General features: G+C 39.5%; 18 protein-coding genes. 12 read left to right on the top strand and 6 right to left on the bottom strand.

The annotated features are described in order from the left end of the window. Positions 1 to 16 precede the first annotated feature (16 nt). A complete protein-coding gene (locus GVV20_RS02100) occupies positions 17 to 805 on the bottom strand; it encodes a MurR/RpiR family transcriptional regulator (protein ID WP_159648877.1) in 789 nt (262 codons plus the stop codon). Positions 806 to 1,024: 219 nt separating this feature from the next. Here GVV20_RS02100 and GVV20_RS02095 point away from each other — a divergent pair, with 219 nt between their 5' ends. Genes GVV20_RS02095 through GVV20_RS02070 form a run of 6 tightly spaced genes read left to right on the top strand, consistent with a single transcriptional unit; the run spans position 1,025 to position 8,540 of the window. Then, positions 1,025 to 2,404 (top strand): transporter, encoded by a 1,380-nt coding sequence (locus tag GVV20_RS02095; protein WP_159740345.1) that lies wholly within the window; start codon positions 1,025 to 1,027, stop codon positions 2,402 to 2,404. Between the two features lie 24 nt (positions 2,405 to 2,428). Next, the gene (locus GVV20_RS02090; RefSeq protein WP_159740346.1) at positions 2,429 to 4,567 is read left to right on the top strand and encodes a hydantoinase/oxoprolinase family protein; all 2,139 of its coding nucleotides are present in this window, start codon (positions 2,429 to 2,431) and stop codon (positions 4,565 to 4,567) included. After that, on the top strand, positions 4,527 to 5,099 hold the full coding sequence (locus GVV20_RS02085) for a hypothetical protein (protein WP_159740347.1): 573 nt from the start codon (positions 4,527 to 4,529) through the stop codon (positions 5,097 to 5,099). Before GVV20_RS02090 ends, GVV20_RS02085 begins: the two co-directional genes overlap by 41 nt. Next, positions 5,074 to 5,757, top strand: coding sequence for a hypothetical protein (locus GVV20_RS02080; protein ID WP_159740348.1), 684 nt, complete (start codon positions 5,074 to 5,076; stop codon positions 5,755 to 5,757). Before GVV20_RS02085 ends, GVV20_RS02080 begins: the two co-directional genes overlap by 26 nt. Continuing rightward, entirely contained in the window at positions 5,754 to 7,187 is a 1,434-nt protein-coding gene (locus GVV20_RS02075; protein ID WP_159740349.1) for a DUF4127 family protein, read from the top strand. The genes GVV20_RS02080 and GVV20_RS02075 overlap by 4 nt, the downstream gene beginning before the upstream one ends. A gap of 3 nt (positions 7,188 to 7,190) precedes the next feature. Beyond that, the gene (locus tag GVV20_RS02070) at positions 7,191 to 8,540 is read left to right on the top strand and encodes an FAD-dependent oxidoreductase (protein WP_159740350.1); all 1,350 of its coding nucleotides are present in this window, start codon (positions 7,191 to 7,193) and stop codon (positions 8,538 to 8,540) included. Positions 8,541 to 8,596: 56 nt separating this feature from the next. On the opposite strand, the gene GVV20_RS02065 is transcribed toward GVV20_RS02070, so the two are convergent. Then, entirely contained in the window at positions 8,597 to 8,785 is a 189-nt protein-coding gene (locus GVV20_RS02065; protein ID WP_159740351.1) for a hypothetical protein, read from the bottom strand. A 103-nt stretch (positions 8,786 to 8,888) separates the two neighbouring features. Next, positions 8,889 to 9,479 (bottom strand): GNAT family N-acetyltransferase, encoded by a 591-nt coding sequence (locus tag GVV20_RS02060; RefSeq protein WP_159740352.1) that lies wholly within the window; start codon positions 9,477 to 9,479, stop codon positions 8,889 to 8,891. A gap of 57 nt (positions 9,480 to 9,536) precedes the next feature. Between GVV20_RS02060 and GVV20_RS02055 the strand changes: the two genes are divergently transcribed. After that, on the top strand, positions 9,537 to 9,854 hold the full coding sequence (locus GVV20_RS02055; protein ID WP_159740353.1) for a MerR family transcriptional regulator: 318 nt from the start codon (positions 9,537 to 9,539) through the stop codon (positions 9,852 to 9,854). Further along, positions 9,838 to 10,287 (top strand): hypothetical protein, encoded by a 450-nt coding sequence (locus GVV20_RS02050; RefSeq protein ID WP_159740354.1) that lies wholly within the window; start codon positions 9,838 to 9,840, stop codon positions 10,285 to 10,287. The genes GVV20_RS02055 and GVV20_RS02050 overlap by 17 nt, the downstream gene beginning before the upstream one ends. Here GVV20_RS02050 and GVV20_RS02045 read toward each other — a convergent pair. Continuing rightward, positions 10,284 to 10,862: a pentapeptide repeat-containing protein gene (locus GVV20_RS02045; RefSeq protein WP_159740355.1), complete on the bottom strand. Its 579-nt coding sequence runs from the start codon at positions 10,860 to 10,862 to the stop codon at positions 10,284 to 10,286. The genes GVV20_RS02050 and GVV20_RS02045 overlap by 4 nt on opposite strands. A gap of 349 nt (positions 10,863 to 11,211) precedes the next feature. On the opposite strand from GVV20_RS02045, the gene GVV20_RS02040 reads away from it, so the two are divergent. Then, positions 11,212 to 11,817 carry a TetR/AcrR family transcriptional regulator gene (locus GVV20_RS02040; RefSeq protein WP_159740356.1) on the top strand — a complete coding sequence of 202 codons (606 nt, stop codon included), beginning with the start codon at positions 11,212 to 11,214 and terminating at the stop codon, positions 11,815 to 11,817. A 2-nt stretch (positions 11,818 to 11,819) separates the two neighbouring features. Then, positions 11,820 to 13,043, top strand: a complete 1,224-nt coding sequence (locus tag GVV20_RS02035; RefSeq protein ID WP_159740357.1) for a cation:proton antiporter — start codon at positions 11,820 to 11,822, stop codon at positions 13,041 to 13,043. A 60-nt stretch (positions 13,044 to 13,103) separates the two neighbouring features. On the opposite strand, the gene GVV20_RS02030 is transcribed toward GVV20_RS02035, so the two are convergent. Both GVV20_RS02030 and GVV20_RS02025 read right to left on the bottom strand, forming a co-directional pair. Beyond that, the gene (locus tag GVV20_RS02030) at positions 13,104 to 14,900 is read right to left on the bottom strand and encodes an oleate hydratase (RefSeq protein ID WP_159740358.1); all 1,797 of its coding nucleotides are present in this window, start codon (positions 14,898 to 14,900) and stop codon (positions 13,104 to 13,106) included. A gap of 174 nt (positions 14,901 to 15,074) precedes the next feature. Next, a complete protein-coding gene (locus tag GVV20_RS02025) occupies positions 15,075 to 15,632 on the bottom strand; it encodes a TetR/AcrR family transcriptional regulator (protein WP_159740359.1) in 558 nt (185 codons plus the stop codon). A 123-nt stretch (positions 15,633 to 15,755) separates the two neighbouring features. On the opposite strand from GVV20_RS02025, the gene GVV20_RS02020 reads away from it, so the two are divergent. Both GVV20_RS02020 and GVV20_RS02015 read left to right on the top strand, forming a co-directional pair. Further along, the gene (locus GVV20_RS02020) at positions 15,756 to 16,223 is read left to right on the top strand and encodes a GNAT family N-acetyltransferase (protein WP_159740360.1); all 468 of its coding nucleotides are present in this window, start codon (positions 15,756 to 15,758) and stop codon (positions 16,221 to 16,223) included. Between the two features lie 11 nt (positions 16,224 to 16,234). Further along, entirely contained in the window at positions 16,235 to 16,690 is a 456-nt protein-coding gene (locus GVV20_RS02015) for a GAF domain-containing protein (protein WP_159740361.1), read from the top strand. The last annotated feature ends 51 nt before the right edge of the window (positions 16,691 to 16,741 follow it).

The raw sequence follows: 16,741 nt of genomic DNA, 5'->3' as shown, positions 1-16,741 counted from the left end.
GATACGTGCTATTTTTTTATACGTAGTTAAACTGTTGTTGATTTTTCTTCCGTTGGATGGCGAGGTACATCATATCAATAAAAAGAAGGTATGGGGTGTACATCGTTGTAGAATACTTAACCACGGTATCATCTTCATGTGGATAAAGCTTGATGACTTCAGCATAGTTTTGATTGTCAACCTGAGCTGACAAGGTCACCACGATAATTGGAACAAAACGCTGTTTCGCAATCATGATGATTTTTTCTAGGTCGTCGCGAAAATACTCGTGTTGATAAAAGATGACTAAAACGTGTTCATAACTCATGACATTCGTAAGTGTGTACATAAGATGTTCGAAGTGAGGAATACTACGAATGTTCTGAATTAGATTCTCGATTCGATAAATCATCATGTTCGTTGTTTCTTGTGTTTTCCCAAACCCAAAGGTGTAGATCATTTTACTGTTGATAAATCGATTGGCAAGGTAATTCAAATCAATCGTTGCAACACTCTCATATAACGATTTATAGTAAGTGTTGTGGACATTCCATAAGTCTCGCGCTTCGCTATTGATGGCAATGCCATCACTTTTATTGGACTCCAGCGACTTTTGGAACTCGTATAAAAATGATTTATAGTTTTCAAATCCGATCTTGTTGACGAAGCGACTAATTGTTGCGGTGGATACAAAAAGACGTTCAGATACATCCACAATTCCCGTGTTTTCTAAATCTTTTTTTGATAAGAAAAAACGTGCAATAATTTGTTCGGATTGCGTAAACTCGGATAAGTTATATTCCAAATATGAGATGAGATTGTCCATAATAGGTCCTCTTTTCGTTAGTAATATCATATACAAATATGTAAATATTTACAAGAATATATATTTGTGTGTAAATCAATCTACATTTTACGCACTGAATAGGTGGAAAGGGATGTAAATTTTATCAAGTGTATGGGCGCATGTTTTATTAATCATAATATTTGATATATTTGTCGTAGATGGTAAGCGCTACCACTAATCCATTAAGGAGGAGAAAAAATGGATACAGTTAGACTTTTATTAATTTTCGGAATTATTGTGTTCTTCATCGCAATGATGATGAAAAAGAAAATCCCTACAATTATTGCATTGCCAATGATGGGATTCCTCGTTGCCTTGGTTGCATCAATTGGTGTCGTACCAATGGCAGGGTTATTTGATTATCCCGTTATGGTCGACGGCGTCGAAAAAATGACACCAGGTATCTTTAGTTTTGTTATTACTGATGGTGTGAAAATGATGGCTGGAGCGATTGCTACGGTTATCTTTGCATCCGCATTTTCAAAAATGTTAATGAAGCAAAACGTTGTTGAAAAGATTATTAAAACTGCAGCTGAATATGCTGGGGACCGCCCACTCGTGCTCGCATTAGTATTCTATGTAGTTGTTTCTGTCATTTTTATGGCTATTGGGGGATTGGGAAGCATTATCTTAGTTGGATCAATCATCCTACCAATTATGCTTTCAGCAGGTATTAAACCTTTACATGCTGCAACTATTTTCTTATTCTCATTTAGTTCCGGTGGTGTCTTTAACCCAATGAACTACTCAGCATTTATTCCATTACTTGCACCTTCATTTGGAGACAATGCAGCTCAAGCACAGCAAGCCTTGATCGCGATGTCATTGCCAATCTATATTGTTGCATTCTGTGTACCGCTTATCTACATCTTTAAAAATATCAAAGGCACTAAATCCGTTAAATCATGGACAACAGACTCAAACATCGGTGGTAAAGGCAACAATGTTTCAACCCTCGCAATGTTTGCACCTGTCGTTCCGGTTGTGATTTTAATCGGTGCTCAATTAATGAAATATGCTGTTCCAGCTGAAATTGCGATTGTAGTCGGGATTATTTACTTACTCCTCACAACAAAAGCGAAAAATGTATTCCAATTAGTCACGCAAAGTTTTGTTGAAGGAACCCAAGATGTTGCGGGTGTTATCTTATTAATGATTGGGTTAGGAATCTTAATTAAAGGGGTTCAATACCAAACAGTACAAACGGTTGTCGGACCTTCAATCAAATTCTTAGTCCAATATCTACAAAATCCACTAACATACGTTATCGGGTTTACTTTAGGATCATTACTTGCATTGTATCGTGGACCTCTAAATACTTATGGTATTGGTGGTGCCCTACCAGCATTATTTGGTGCTGCAGGATTCAGTCCAATGGCAATCATTTGGGCATTACGCGCAAATGGAAACATGCAAGGGTTTGGAGATCCAACCAACTCACAAAACATCTGGGTAGCAGACTTTGTCAACGTGGATGTGAACGATATCTTAAAAGAAGTATTACTTTACGGAATGCTTATGTCATTGCTTATCTTAAGTTATGCAGTGTTCGTAGCAAAAATTCCATTGGTAATCTAATAATTTTTTAGAAAAGAGGCTTATATGAATCAGAAACAAGTACGAATAGGAATTGATGTTGGTGGTACTTTTACCGATGCTGTTGTTATCGATAATGAAACAATGGATGTTATTGCATTGAAAAAGACACCGACAACTCATGACAGTGAAGAAGGTGTAGCAAAAGGAATTATAAACATTGTTCGTGAACTCTTAGATGAGTATCACATTGATGCAGAAAATGTTGTCTTTATTTCGCATGGTACAACGCAAGCAACGAATGCTTTATTAGAAGGTGATGTTGCGCGGATTGGTATCGTGGGGATGGGTGATGGTACGTCAGCTCGCAATGAAACCAATGTAGAAAAACTTGAACTTGCACCCAATAAATTTTTGGAAGTCTTTCATGAGTTTATCCCGTCTTCAGAAGTTTCTGATTCGACGATAGGTCAAGCCATTGATACGTTGATTGCGAAAGGTGCAGAAGTTATTGTAGCGAGTGAAGCATTCTCTATCGAACACCCAGAACATGAAATTCGTGTCATCGAACTTGCACAAGAACGTGGTTTTTATGCAACTGGTGGTTTCCAAATTTCGCAACTGTATGGACTAAAATTGCGTACAAGAACGGCGGTTGTTAACGGATCATTGATTCCAAAAATGATGGAAACATCCGACATGACAGAAAAGGTCATTAAAGACTTAGGAATCAAACGCGATTTGATGATTATGCGTGCTGATGGTGGTGTTATGTCCATTGATGAAGTTCGCAAGCGTCCAATCTTGACGATGTTATCAGGCCTTGCAGCAGGTGTTGCGGGTGCGATTATGCATGAAAAAATATCTGACGGTGTCTTCTTGGAAATTGGTGGAACATCAACCGATATTTCAGTCATTAAAGATGGCCAAGTTATGATTAAAAATGCCAGTGTTGGTGGACATAAAACATACTTGAAATCTGTTGATGTTCAAACGACCGCAATCGCTGGTGGTACGATGATTCGTCACACGAATCAAGGCATTGTAGTCGGACCACGATCGGCTCACCTTGCGCACTTACCCTATGAGTGTTTCGATATTCCTGAAGGGGAGACCTTTACCATAAAGAGGATTCAACCACGGGCGGGTGATCCTGATGATTATGTTGTTTGTGAAGACAGTACTGGTAAGACGTATGCATTCACGGTTGCTGGAGCTGCAAATTATCTTCAATGTGTTCACGCGGAAGATTACTCATGTGCTACGAGCAAGGGATATACCCATGCCTGGGAAGCTTTTGCACAATACTTGAAGATGGATCCAGTAACACTTGCGACACAGTGTATGGACCGTGCTTCGGAGCAAATTTGGGCTATCATTGAACAACTTATTGCAGACTATGAACTTGAGCGTTCTTTCATTACGCTTTACGGTGGTGGTGGAAGTGCCGGCGTTATTACACACTACTTAGGTCAAAAGTATGACCTAAAGAGCAAGGTTGTGAATAATGCTCCTTACATTTCCACAATTGGTGTTGCATTAGCCATGATTACGGAACAAATTGAGCGCAGTGTCGTCAATCCCAATGAAGATGATATTAAACGAATACGCGGTGACATTATCGACAAAATGTTGGAAATGGGCGCACTACGCGAGACAATTGAAGTTTCGATTGAAGTGGATACCTTAAATAATGTCTTAATTGCGAATGCGTCCGGTACCAATGAAATAAAAAATAACGATGCTGCCGTCGTAGTCCAATCGCATGAAGAACTTAAAAAAATTGCGGTTCAATCACTTGGATATGAATCGGCTGAAGCAACCATCGTCGTTGAAAATGAACGCATTGTTGGGGTTGAAGTGACCCATAGTGAAAAACGTGCATTAGGACTCTTCAAGAAAAAAACAACATCTGCAGTTATCTTAACTAAAGATGGTGTTGTGAAGTTTAGACGTCCCAATGGAAAAATTGTCTATGGTACAAAAGGACAATTTAAAGAAGTCATGGCGTTCATCATGGACGAGTATTCAACTTTTAGTGATGCTGGACAAACAGTCCCAGAGGTACATATGTTCGCCAAGTTCCGAACATTTAACTATTCAGGACTTATGAACAAAGACCAAATTGAAGATATATCATGGATGGATTTGGAAGGACTGGAAGATGATGAACGCATTGTATTCTTGGTTACAAGAAGAGGTTAAGGTTCAAGATTTAACCGACTATATTTATTGGTTTGAGTTGAACATGACCCAAAATAGTAATCGCGTAATGGCTCAGATTGCTGAAGCAGTGACCCAACAGATACAAATTGATCCAACGGCACTACTTGATGCGCAAAATATTAGAACTGAAACGGTCGATACGGATCCAGCATCGGTTCACGCTCAATACAATCCAAATACTCAAACAATCACAATTAATAACGAATGGTTACGAAAGTACGAACAAATTATGGATGCAAAACAAGCATACAATCTACATTTTATGCATGAAGTGTATCACGTTATTGAAATGCAAGGTGTCTGGTACGATGCATTAAAATATCGCCAACGCCATCGCATTTCTGAAGTATCTGCTATTTATTACTCGCAACTGCAAAGTGGGTGTCCAGTACATCCACGAATTGCCGAGTATGTAATTGCCATTCAGGAAGGTTCGTATACAAAAGAAACACTAGCGACGTATTTAAAAGAGAGGGTTCAAGATTATGAAATTTATCGATTTGCTCAATGAAGAAGGTTTAAAATTGGTAGTCAGCTGTCCTAAAAATGACTATGAGTATGTAAAAGCAGCATGGGAAAATGGTGCAGATGCAGTGAAAATTCATCTTAATGTTCACCATCATGCAAGTGGAACCGATTTTGGAAGTGCCGCACAAGAACGTGCATTTATTGAAAAAGTAATTGCTAACTCACCAGTCCCAGTTGGGGTTGTTGTTGGGGGAAGTCCAGAAGTTGTTAACGATGATTTGAAAAATGTGTTAGCTCACGATTTCGAATTCTTGTCTCTATACCTTCACGATGCAACGCCTCAAGTTGTGAATCAAGATAAACTGACACGGATGTTTGCATGCAGCTACGCATACTCATTAGATGAAATCAAAATGTGGTCACAAATTGGTGCTGAAGTTGCTGAATTAAGCATTGTCCATCCGGATGATTATGGCAAACCATTGAACATGCGAGATTTGCTGCATTATAAGCAAATTATTGGTGCAATTGACATACCAGCAGCATTACCAACGCAAAAGAAAGTTCGAATCGAAGAACTTGGAAACATTAAGGATCTCGGCTTCAAAGCAATTATGATTGGTGCAGTTGTTACAGGTAATGAATATGAAGGCTTTGTTGAAACCATTAAATCATTTAGAGCAGCCATTGATGCACTATGAAACGAATTTTAATTTTACCGATTGATGATCGCCCATGTCATACTGACTTTATTCTTGAAGCGACCCGAAACATTCGCGATGTTCAGATCGATATGGTTCCCAAATCATATTTGGGTCACTTTACCCATCCAGGCGATACATTAGCAATTCGTAAGTATTTACTGGATCATTGTGTTCAAGCGGATACACTTGTTATTTCGATTGATGCGTTACTTTTTGGGGGATTGGTGCAATCTCGGACCATGGATACCACAAAGACTCAGGAAGATTACGAGGTCCTGCTACAAACACTTCGGGATGTGAAGTACAGCAATCCTAATATTAAAATATTGGCGTACTCAGTTATTGTGCGTCTCACCACAACCGTCACCGATTCCAGTCAACTTCAAATTTGGGAAGATCTCTTTGAATACTCTCAGTTAGTACACCGTGTTACCCATGAACCACAGTTTGAAGACCAACTTCAAAGCGTGACACAACGAATCCCCCAACCAGTCCTCAATGATTATTTGGCGGCTCGTCAACGCAATCACCATTTTAATAAAGCGTGCGTGGACTTAGCGAATGAGGGAATTCTTGACTATGTTTCACTAGTACAAGAAGATACGCATGAATTCGGACTTCACGTTCGGGAACAAGACGTACTGCATGCTATGATCGAATCCTATGCATTACAAGATCGTGTCTCGATTAAAAATGGTACAGATGAGATGGTGGCTCTTTTGGTCGCTCGAGATCTCAATCAGAATACAAAAGATTTTAATGTTGATGTTACATTTGTTGACCCAAAGTATATTGCAAAATTTGAAGACCGAACAATCATTGAGAATATTGCAGGTGCCTTTAAAGTTGCGAATATGAAGGCTGCTGAAATTGAAACACCGTATGTGTTTCTCGCACTTCCAGCAACAGGTCAGACCATTGATTTGGCATTTGAACCGAAACTCGCAACACCAACGCTAACAACTGAGCAGTTAGATTATTATAAACGTTACAATGGCAAATCATTGTTTGTTTTAGATGTTCAATATGGTAATGGTGGCGATATTCGCAGCCTTGAGCGTTTGTTGAGTACACTTGATGATGCAACTTTGCAAGGATACAGTGCGTGGAATACAGGTAGTAATTCAATTGGAACGTTGGTTCTTGATTTGGTTATTGCGATGTATTATGATACGAACCCTACTTATATCAAACATCGAGTGATCGATGATGCCCTCTATCAGGGTGACATAAGATTACTGGTGAATGCTAAAATGCGTGAAATGGGATTTGATGTGTGGGCTGAGAATTATAGTGACACCATTAATGAATATCTAACGACGTTATTAAACGATACAGCACAAAAGTACCCATTCTTAGATACACCTGAATTCCAAGCGTATTTACCATGGGGTCGAAGTTTTGAAGTGGCAATGAAGGAGATTTAGTTTATGAAAACATATGATGTAATTGTTGTTGGAGGAGGAAGTGCAGGTGTAATTGCAGCACTCTCTAGCGCACGTAGTGGCGCAAAAACACTCCTAGTTGAGTCAAAAACAACGTTTGGTGGGACCAATACCAATGCATTAGTGGGACCACTTGTACCATTTCTTGGAGAATCAAAAACACCCATTGTAGGAGGAATTCCCCAAGAGATTATCGATGAACTCATTGCTATTGGTGGTAGTAAAGGCCATGTCGATGATCCCATTGATTTCGCCTACTCGCTGACACCGGTTGATTTTAAGGCAATGCAAATTATTCAAGCAAATAAATTGTATGCTGAGTCAAATCTCGAGATTGTGACCGGCACAAGCGTTACTGCAGTAGAACGCGAGGGCAGTCGTATTCAAGCAATCAACACGTTAAATGAATATGGAACTGCGAATCGCTATAGTGCTGCCGTTATTATTGATGCGAGTGGAGATGCTGATGTTACGCGATTGAGTGGAGAAGCTGTCAATATCGGGCGTGAGTCTGATCACAAAAGTCAACCGATGACAATGTGCTTTAACGTGGGCAATGTGGATCTTGAACGCGTCCGTGATGATGTTGCAAAGAACCCCGATAACTTTGCGGTGAGCGATGCGATTCGTAACGGTGAACGCATGGACTATGTTGCAATTTCAGGCTACTTTGATGAAGTTCGTTCAAGCAAAACGTTCCCGATCCAACGCGATCGTCTCTTATTCTTTGAAGGCGTCCAAGAGGGTGAAGTCGGAATGAATACAACGCGAATCATGAATCTCTCAAGTTTGAATCCGGAGGAATTGCAACAAGCAACCATTGAAGGTCACCAACAAGTATTGGCACTATTCAAATGGCTGAAAGCGGAAATTCCAGCTTTTAAAGATTCATACATCAAAGATGTTGGCGACATTGGTGTGCGCGAATCCGTCCATATCGTTGGTCGAAAACAACTAACAGAATATGATGTACTAAGCGGTGCTAAACAAGAAAAATCAATCGCTGTTGGATGTTATCCAATAGATATTCATTCTCCAGATTCATCAATCATGGAGTTTCTTGAAGAAAACATTGTTCGAAACTTTGAAATTGATTTGGACATGTGTTTACCTCAAAATGTGGATAACTTAATAGTGGTTGGACGTCCAATCAGTGCAACGCATGCAGCGCACGCGGCCAGTCGTGTAAGTGTAACTTGTATGGCATTGGGGCAATCGGCAGGAATCATTGCTGCATTGTCTGCAGCTCAAGCGGTAGATCCACATGCGTTGGACTACACCCTTATTAAACAACATATTAATGCCATGGGCGGAATTGTTGATCGCGATCAATAGTTGCTCGTTAATTCATCTCTATTTTAAAAAGTTCGTGCATCACCACGAACTTTTTTTCAAGAGTTTAAAAAACCACGATTAACGTAGTTTTTTGGTTGATCATAAGCGAGCACCGAAACAATGAGTGGAACCATAAAATATAGAATGTATGAAAGTGGATCTGTAGGGTCGAATACACCCAAAATATACAGAACGACATCGGCAATCATAACTGCAAGAACACTGATCACGTACTTGTTTTTCATGCGACAACTACCTCACTTTAGTTAGATTCTATTATACACCCATAAAATGCTCGTAAGAGCTCACGGCGCTTAACATGATGATGCCCGTGTTTAAATGGCACATCTATACAGACAATTGCATTCGTGTGACACCTTCCCCGCCAAGCAATGCAGTATGCGTTCCAATCTCTGTAAAACCCAAATGCTCGTAAAAACGTTTGACATGGGGCTTTTCAAGTGAGGCATCCAAATAAATAGGATCATTAGAACTGGTTCGTATGGTTTCTAGGGCACATTGTACCATCCGGGAACCGTGTCCACTTCCGCGATGCGTTGCATTGATAGCAACTGTTTGGATATAAATAACATCGAGATATTTGATATCAATAATTCGATGCAACATCATGTACGCAAAAATCAGTCGGACCTTACCCCATAGATTAAGAACGGATGATAAATCACGCCATTCAAGGTATCCATCAATGCGCGCTGTATGAAACATAGACACACATCCAAGTAGTTTTCCTTCATCATAATAAAGATAAATATGATGATGCGAGAATGCATTGTTATCCAAACGGACAAGTTTAGAGATTGCCTTTAATGCACCCATTTCATTCCCAAATATAAAGTTAAAAATACTAGGGTCAGCCGTATAAATGTAATGCGCGACCTCAAAAACAGAGTCTGTCTCTAAATTCATTTTCTTTAACATAATATCACCTCCACTGTATAATAAAGGGTGGGGTAACCCCTTGGTCAAGGAGAAACTATGAAACAAGAACTTACGATATTGGAATTTGCCACTTTAATGAAGACAACCAAAGATACACTGATTCATTATGATGCGATTCATCTCTTTAAGCCGGCGTTTCGAAAGGATAATGGTTATCGCATTTATACGCCGATGCAAGCAAATAATTTCCTGATGATTCAGGCATATCGAGAAATGGGATACTCCCTTAGTGAGATTAAAGTCATACTGAATGATCAAGATTCCTATGAAACACACAAGTTAACCTTAAAAAAAACGTATCAGCCATACTATTCATCATTTGGAGCAAACACGTTTTATGTTAGATTGTCGTGATCGTTACCGTCAATTGTTTGAGACGATACCATTCAACACACTATTTTTTGAAACTTGGGATATGGGTCAATTCTACACATACCCCCAATTCGTTACCAACGACAATTTCTTTGAAACGCTGGCAGCAATGCGAACATCACCAGACATTGAAGCTATATTTGTAAGTTGGATGATTGGGATTCGTGTCTCGTTAAGTAATGATTGCGCACGCATCTTTACGCCTACAAACAAGTCGGGTCAAACGCAACCGATTGTGGGCATGGTATTGCCGTGCGATCTAGAAGACCTTGAACTACCCATAAAGGCGTTTCTGACGCAATGCAAAGCAGATGAAATCGCACCCACTTCTGATGTTTATGTTTTACAAATTACAGACGAACTGACGCTGGGACCAGAATTTCAATCGACAGTTATTGTTTTCGCCCGATACTAGTCGATAATGATGCCAGTTTGTTCCAATAATGTGAGTGCCTCAGGAAAACTAAATTTAGAGCCTTTCAGCTGATTACTTGATATGTCGACAATATACGCTCGTGCATCTCTAAAATCAGCTTTTTTTAGATCGCAATTTGTAAACGTTGTGGCGTCTAAAGAACACCCTTTAAATGAAGCTTCAGTAAGTTCACAAAGTTCGAAACTACTCGCTTGAAAACTATTCGTCTTAAAATGTTGCTTCTTCAACGAAAGGTTGATGAAGGAATTATACTTCATAAACGTATTCGTGATTGTGTTCAAAACGCGTCGATGTTTGCTTGGTCCAGTAAACATTCCCCAGGAAACACCGATGAGATTGCAATTTTCAAATGAGGCATTGTTTACTTCCCCAAAATTTGATGTCGGATTAATAATCGTACATTTTTTAAAGGTGCAGTTGAGCAGCACGGTACTATTTAATTCAATATTCTCAAACTTACAGTTTTCAAAAGTACAGTCAATATAACGTTGATCATCGAGTGATGCATCACGCATCTCAATATCTGTAAAGTGTTGATCTTCAATGTAATTCATCGTTGTTCCTCCGCTAAAGTAACCCTAGTTTCTCAAAGGAATTGGGGTGTGTCAAGTGAGATTTGCGGCAGCAAAAACAAGAAATATTTTTGATAGCAGATATTAGCAATAGGGAGTGGACTTACGCACATTGTATTAAAAACAAAGATTCTTTATCACTGCAGAATCGAAAAGCGACGACGCATGAACTGATGTATACATTTATCGAATGCTCTTGGAATTACAAGGGCTGAAGATTGCGAAGGTACCGATACGGAGGCATATTGTTTTTTCACTAAGGTGTCACTTGCAAAGACCAATTCATCGTGTTAAAGTAATAACAGACCAATTGGTCTGTTATGGAGGTCACATGTCACTAACACCAAAAGGGAAGATTAGTAAAAAGGAAATTATTGATGCAGCAATCCTTGAGTTTTCACAGGGAAGCTATACTGAAATTTCACTGAACCAATTCTGTAAGAATAATGGCATTAGTAAAGGGCATCTTTATCACTACTTTGAGGGTAAAGAAGCTTTGTATCTCGAAAGTGTCCACGAAACATATCAATTAATGATGCACTATATTGTGGATCATACTGAAAAAATTTCAAACTATGAACAGGGTTTAAGCCAATATCTGGATGCACGTTATGCATTTGGAAAAGAGTATCCAGATCATTCGCGGTTGTTTATTCACACGCGCTACAACGTTCCAGAACAATTGCGTGAACCAATCCGAAGTATTAAGCAACAACTTCTAGATTTTAACTTAAACTATTTTCGAACGGTATTGGAACATGCAACATTGGAAAAAGGTTTATCTATTGAAGATGTACTTGAATACTATCTGGTAGTGAATGATGCATTTGATGCAAGATTTCATGAAATTGATTCAGTCGATATAGATCAACACTTCAAAGATATTGAATTGGTGATTAACATGATGATGTTTGGAACGATTAAGAGAGGGCAATAGAGATGGGAATTATTGAAATATTGAGACTTGTGGTTGCGATTGCTTTAGCGGTTGTGACCGGGAAACTTGTTGCGAAACTGGGCTTGCCTGAAATCCTTGGGTGGTTAATTGCGGGTATGGCCGTCGGACCGCATGCGTTAGGTATTGTAAATGAAGCTGTCATGGATGTGAATAGCTACCATGTCATGATTTCTTTCTTGGAAGCATTTGTAGGTGTCATGATTGGTAGTGAACTAATCATAAGTAAATTAAAGGAATCTGGGAAAGCAGTTATTGTAACGACAATTATTCAGTCACTGGTTACATTTGTAGTAGTATCGGCTGCATTTGCACTTGTCTTTAAAATGATGGGGATTCCATTGTATGTCGCGATTGTCATGGGTTCTATTGCTTTAGCGACTGCACCAGCACCTGCGTTATCTATTGTGAAAGAGTTCAATACCAAAGGTCCAATTACGGATACACTGTTACCGCTCGCTGCAATTGATGATATTATTGGAATTATCATTTTCTTTACGACAGTGTCCTTAATAGGTGCCTCAAGTGGTGCGAGTTCAATGTCTTTAGGTACAACATTGTTTATCATGATTGTTGTTCCAATTGCTATTGGATTAGTTTTAGGTATTGGAACAGGGTTTATTCTTCGAAAAATCAAAGATAACCAACATTCATTCTATACAGTTATGGTCGCAGTTGCATTTGTGACAGCAGTTGGATTGTTCATGAACATTGTAGTGTTTAAAGATTCGTTGGTCAATTTTATGTTGCTGGGGATGGCATTCGCAGCAGGATTTGCAAATATGCTCGAAACAACAAAACAAGAAGCACTCTTTAAGTCCTTATCACCAGTCATTGGTGCAGCTTTAATTATTGTGATTTTGGACTTGGGAATGCCGCTAGATTACCATTTAATCTTTAGTGCTGGACTCTTTACGGTTGTTTATATCGTATCTCGTGCGATTGGAAAGTATTTTGGAGCAACTGCCGGTGCAAAATTAATGCAGATGCCGAAAACGGTTCAGAAGTACCTTGGGTTTACCTTGTTGCCGCACTCGGGCGTATCTTTAGTATTTACAGGTATAGCTGTAACAACAATTATGCCATTTGATCCAAATTCTGCCATGATTATTCAAGGAACCATTGCTGCAGCTGCAGTCATCAATGAAGTCATCGCTGTTATTGTTGCGAAGAAAGCTTTTGAAATGTCTGGTGAAATTCAGGCATAACCATGCACTATTAAACAAAAAAATCTCGAACTTTGGATTCGAGATTTTTTTAGATAAAGACTAGTCAATGATTCCATACTCTTTAAGCATAAGTTCAATATCTGTGTCTTTAATTTTCTTTAAGGCCTGGTGTTTTACAAGTTTTGGTAATGGAAGTTCAGGTTGTTCACCATCAAGTAAACTTACGGCACCATACATGAGATAACGCAAATCATAACGAGAATTGTAAACTTCTGGAACACCTTTTTCAACCCCTGCGAGTACATAGACGGCTTCCATAGCGGTACGTCCCGAATACTCAATGGTAAAGACAGTGTCACGTCCTGGATCGTCTAACGTTTCGGCGAATTGACCAAGGAACGCAAAGTTTACAGAATTTTTAGGGACAACGTAAGGACGATCGCCCGTAGCCCGTGGCATGAATTGTGATGTAATAAATGGCATCATGACAGGAACGGCAGTACACGATTCAGCGAGTTCATCAATGTCGTAAACTGGAACTCCAATGTGGTATAGCCATTCTTTTGTAATTTCTTTACCAGTACAATCACGCATCGGTTTCTTAATAAAATCCCCAGGAACATCGGAGAATAGTCCGTAGACCCAAACTACAACATCGTTTTCAGGTTGGCCAATATATTGACCTTGGCGGTTGATTGTCCAGCTCATGAGCCATGATGAATCAACAGCGGATACAATTCCCCCTGTTACGACCTTTCCGCCATAAGGGGAACGTTTGGTGATTGCTTCTATATATTTAGGAACACGTTCATCATGACATGTAACGGTACACGATTCCCAATTTGATTTTTCAGGGTCACTGCAGAATTTTTCAGGACGTCCAAATTCAGGAGATTGTGCAGCAATGTTTTTCCACAATGTCCAAACGCCTTTTGCTTCTGTTTCAAAAGGTGCGGGGGTATCATCGTCACCATAGCCGGATCCTTCAGTCATTGATCCATTCGTAATGAATAAGAAATCATCTTCCGTTAAGTCGATGGAGATATCATTGCCCGCTTTGTCGTAAGCAACAATCTTTTTGGCTACTTTACGGGAGTCACTAAGATCAAATTCGACATTCTCAACATTAACACCATATCTAAACTGTGCGCCATGGTCTTTCAAGTAATTGACCATTGGTAATACAAATGACGTATATTGATCGTGTTCTGAAAATTGCAATGCTGAAAGATCAGGAAGTCCATCAACATGGTGAATGAAACGATTCATATAGAGTTTCATTTCAAGGGCACTATGCCAGTTCTCAAATGCAAACATGGTACGCCAGTATACCCAGAAATCACTCGCAAGTAATTCTTTTGAGAAAACGTCATCAATCGTTTTATTTTCAAGTGAAGCATCACTCATCATTACAAACTCAGCAAGTTCTTTTGCGAGTTTTTGACCAAGGTTGAATTTGCCGTTATCATAACGTTTTCCTTGGTTCTTTGTGACCCGGCAATTGCTGTAGTTTGGATCATCATAATTTGTATAGAAAAAGTGGTCGAGTACACTCACACTTGGATCTTCGGTTGAAGGGAGTGAACTAAAAAGACTCCACAAGACTTCGAAATGGTGTCCCATTTCACGTCCACCACGGGAAACATATCCTGCGTTATGACGTACGATTCCATCCAGTGAGCCACCAGGTAAATCCAGTTGTTCGAGGAAAGTAATCTTGCTTCCGTCCATATGTGCATCCCGGATAAGGAAGCATCCTGCTGCTAATGAACCAATTCCGGTACCGATAAGATAAGCACTCTTATCTTCAATGCCGATTGGTTTTCGTGCATTCACGAGTGAATGATACGATCCGTTGGTTAACGTTAATCGAGGGTCATGTGTTTTTAATTCCATTGTAATTCCTTCTTTCTGTGCAAGAAACGTCGTGACCATATGACGTTACAACTTGCTTACATAAATAGTCTACGCCCTTGAAAAGGAGGCTGCATTATACAAAAAAAGATGGATGTCTAAGTTTCGGACAGTCCATCTTTTTTGTATAAAAACTAGGCACTCTTGCGAGTGTGTCTAGTTTGCACTTCGTTCTAATGAGTTTTGGATGTTGCCATCAAACAAGTATCCAATACGACCTACAACTTCTTGGGGATCTTCTTTCATCCCCGTTTCAATCCAACGAATAACAAGAGTTGTAAGGGCTGATTGATAAAATGAGGCAATAAGGTCCACATCTCGTTTATGAGCCCCAATTTGAGCATTTGCATTGTGAACATATTGCTCCATGACATTACCAGAAACCCGATAAATATAGTTGAGTAAGAAATCGCGCTGCATTGAATCGTACACGTGGTAAATTGCGGTTTTGTTTTCCAAAGCGAAGGTGGCGGCAAGAATAAAGCTTTCTTCCCACGATAATGTGTCATTATAGGTTTGGATAACGGCATTCAGCTCATCCTCAAAAATTTCTTCGAGGAGTTGGTAGACGTCGTTATAATGATAATAAAAGGCATTACGATTTATTTGACATGCAATAGCAATATCTTTAACTGTGATTTTTTTTAGTGGTTTCTCATTTAACATTGTGATGAACGCATCGCGAATGAGACATTTGGTATATTGTTGGGCCATAGTGCATCGCCTCCCATTGTTCTTAAATTATAGCATCCGCTTCTTAAAAAAATATGAAAGAATGCGGGGACCTTTTTTATTATGGTACACTTAAATCATATTTCAGTAAGGTAAGGATAAACTATGATAAATTTAAGAAAATATGAACGAAATATGCTCGAGTCAATGATTTGTGTTTTCTTTGATGCGGTCCACGAATCATCCCAACAAATGTACGATGCGGCTCAGCGCCATGCTTGGACTGGACGATTCGAGGATATTGACCGTGACCGCTGGCATCAACGATTTCAGAACTCACGCACAGTAGTCGCGTATCATGATGGGCAAGTGGTAGGGTTTGCGAATCTTGTTGACGGTTACTATATTGATATGATGTTCGTAGCATCAAGGTATCAAAGACAGGGTATAGCCAGCAAATTACTCGCCAAACTTGAAGCCACAATACCAAGTCAAACCAATCTAGAAGTAGATGCATCAAAAAATGCAGTATCTTTTTTTGAAAGAAAGGGATATAAAATTTATACTATACAAGAGCATAATCGAGGCACAGTCCACTTGATTAATTATAAAATGAGAAAGACACAGGTCTAAAAGGAGTCAGTATGTCATTACTTACAAAACAAGCAGAAGCATTACTCGAAAATGAGACAGATTTAATTGCCAATCTTGCAAATATCTCGGCACTCATTAATATGAACATGGACCGCATTAATTGGGTGGGATTTTATCTGTTTAAAGACGAACATTTAATTTTAGGACCATTCCAAGGGAAACCAGCTTGCGTTCACCTTTATCCAGGAAAAGGGGTTTGTGCCGCTGCGCTGGAAGCAAATAAAACAATGAATGTTGCGGATGTGCACGCATTTCCAGGGCATGTTGCCTGTGATGCAGCATCGATGAGTGAACTTGTTGTCCCGATGTATTTAAACGGGGTACCTTTTGGCGTGTTGGACATCGATTCACCCGATCTGGATCGTTTTACCACGGATGATGAAAAAGCGATGGAAGCAATCGTGAATGCGCTTCTGACACATCTCGAAAACACCAATGCCATTTAACTGCCCTATTTTTCAAGAAATATAAAAGGTAGCAGGTGCGTTACGTCGAGG

The sequence above is a fragment of the Erysipelothrix aquatica genome, from assembly GCF_009828775.2.
GTDB classification, from domain to species: Bacteria; Bacillota_I; Bacilli_A; order Erysipelotrichales; family Erysipelotrichaceae; genus Erysipelothrix; species Erysipelothrix aquatica.
The sequence above is the reverse complement of the archived record's forward strand: the minus strand, read 5'-3'. Positions and strand labels throughout refer to the sequence as shown.

Excerpts from the sequence above, each read along its gene's own strand:
- GVV20_RS02100 (WP_159648877.1), bottom strand. The coding sequence starts at position 805 with ATGGACAATCTCATCTCATATTTGGAATATAACTTATCCGAGTTTACG.
- GVV20_RS02095 (WP_159740345.1), top strand. The coding sequence starts at position 1,025 with ATGGATACAGTTAGACTTTTATTAATTTTCGGAATTATTGTGTTCTTC.
- GVV20_RS02090 (WP_159740346.1), top strand. The coding sequence starts at position 2,429 with ATGAATCAGAAACAAGTACGAATAGGAATTGATGTTGGTGGTACTTTT.
- GVV20_RS02085 (WP_159740347.1), top strand. The coding sequence starts at position 4,527 with ATGATGAACGCATTGTATTCTTGGTTACAAGAAGAGGTTAAGGTTCAA.
- GVV20_RS02080 (WP_159740348.1), top strand. The coding sequence starts at position 5,074 with ATGAAATTTATCGATTTGCTCAATGAAGAAGGTTTAAAATTGGTAGTC.
- GVV20_RS02075 (WP_159740349.1), top strand. The coding sequence starts at position 5,754 with ATGAAACGAATTTTAATTTTACCGATTGATGATCGCCCATGTCATACT.
- GVV20_RS02070 (WP_159740350.1), top strand. The coding sequence starts at position 7,191 with ATGAAAACATATGATGTAATTGTTGTTGGAGGAGGAAGTGCAGGTGTA.
- GVV20_RS02065 (WP_159740351.1), bottom strand. The coding sequence starts at position 8,785 with ATGAAAAACAAGTACGTGATCAGTGTTCTTGCAGTTATGATTGCCGAT.
- GVV20_RS02060 (WP_159740352.1), bottom strand. The coding sequence starts at position 9,479 with ATGTTAAAGAAAATGAATTTAGAGACAGACTCTGTTTTTGAGGTCGCG.
- GVV20_RS02055 (WP_159740353.1), top strand. The coding sequence starts at position 9,537 with ATGAAACAAGAACTTACGATATTGGAATTTGCCACTTTAATGAAGACA.
- GVV20_RS02050 (WP_159740354.1), top strand. The coding sequence starts at position 9,838 with ATGTTAGATTGTCGTGATCGTTACCGTCAATTGTTTGAGACGATACCA.
- GVV20_RS02045 (WP_159740355.1), bottom strand. The coding sequence starts at position 10,862 with ATGAATTACATTGAAGATCAACACTTTACAGATATTGAGATGCGTGAT.
- GVV20_RS02040 (WP_159740356.1), top strand. The coding sequence starts at position 11,212 with ATGTCACTAACACCAAAAGGGAAGATTAGTAAAAAGGAAATTATTGAT.
- GVV20_RS02035 (WP_159740357.1), top strand. The coding sequence starts at position 11,820 with ATGGGAATTATTGAAATATTGAGACTTGTGGTTGCGATTGCTTTAGCG.
- GVV20_RS02030 (WP_159740358.1), bottom strand. The coding sequence starts at position 14,900 with ATGGAATTAAAAACACATGACCCTCGATTAACGTTAACCAACGGATCG.
- GVV20_RS02025 (WP_159740359.1), bottom strand. The coding sequence starts at position 15,632 with ATGGCCCAACAATATACCAAATGTCTCATTCGCGATGCGTTCATCACA.
- GVV20_RS02020 (WP_159740360.1), top strand. The coding sequence starts at position 15,756 with ATGATAAATTTAAGAAAATATGAACGAAATATGCTCGAGTCAATGATT.
- GVV20_RS02015 (WP_159740361.1), top strand. The coding sequence starts at position 16,235 with ATGTCATTACTTACAAAACAAGCAGAAGCATTACTCGAAAATGAGACA.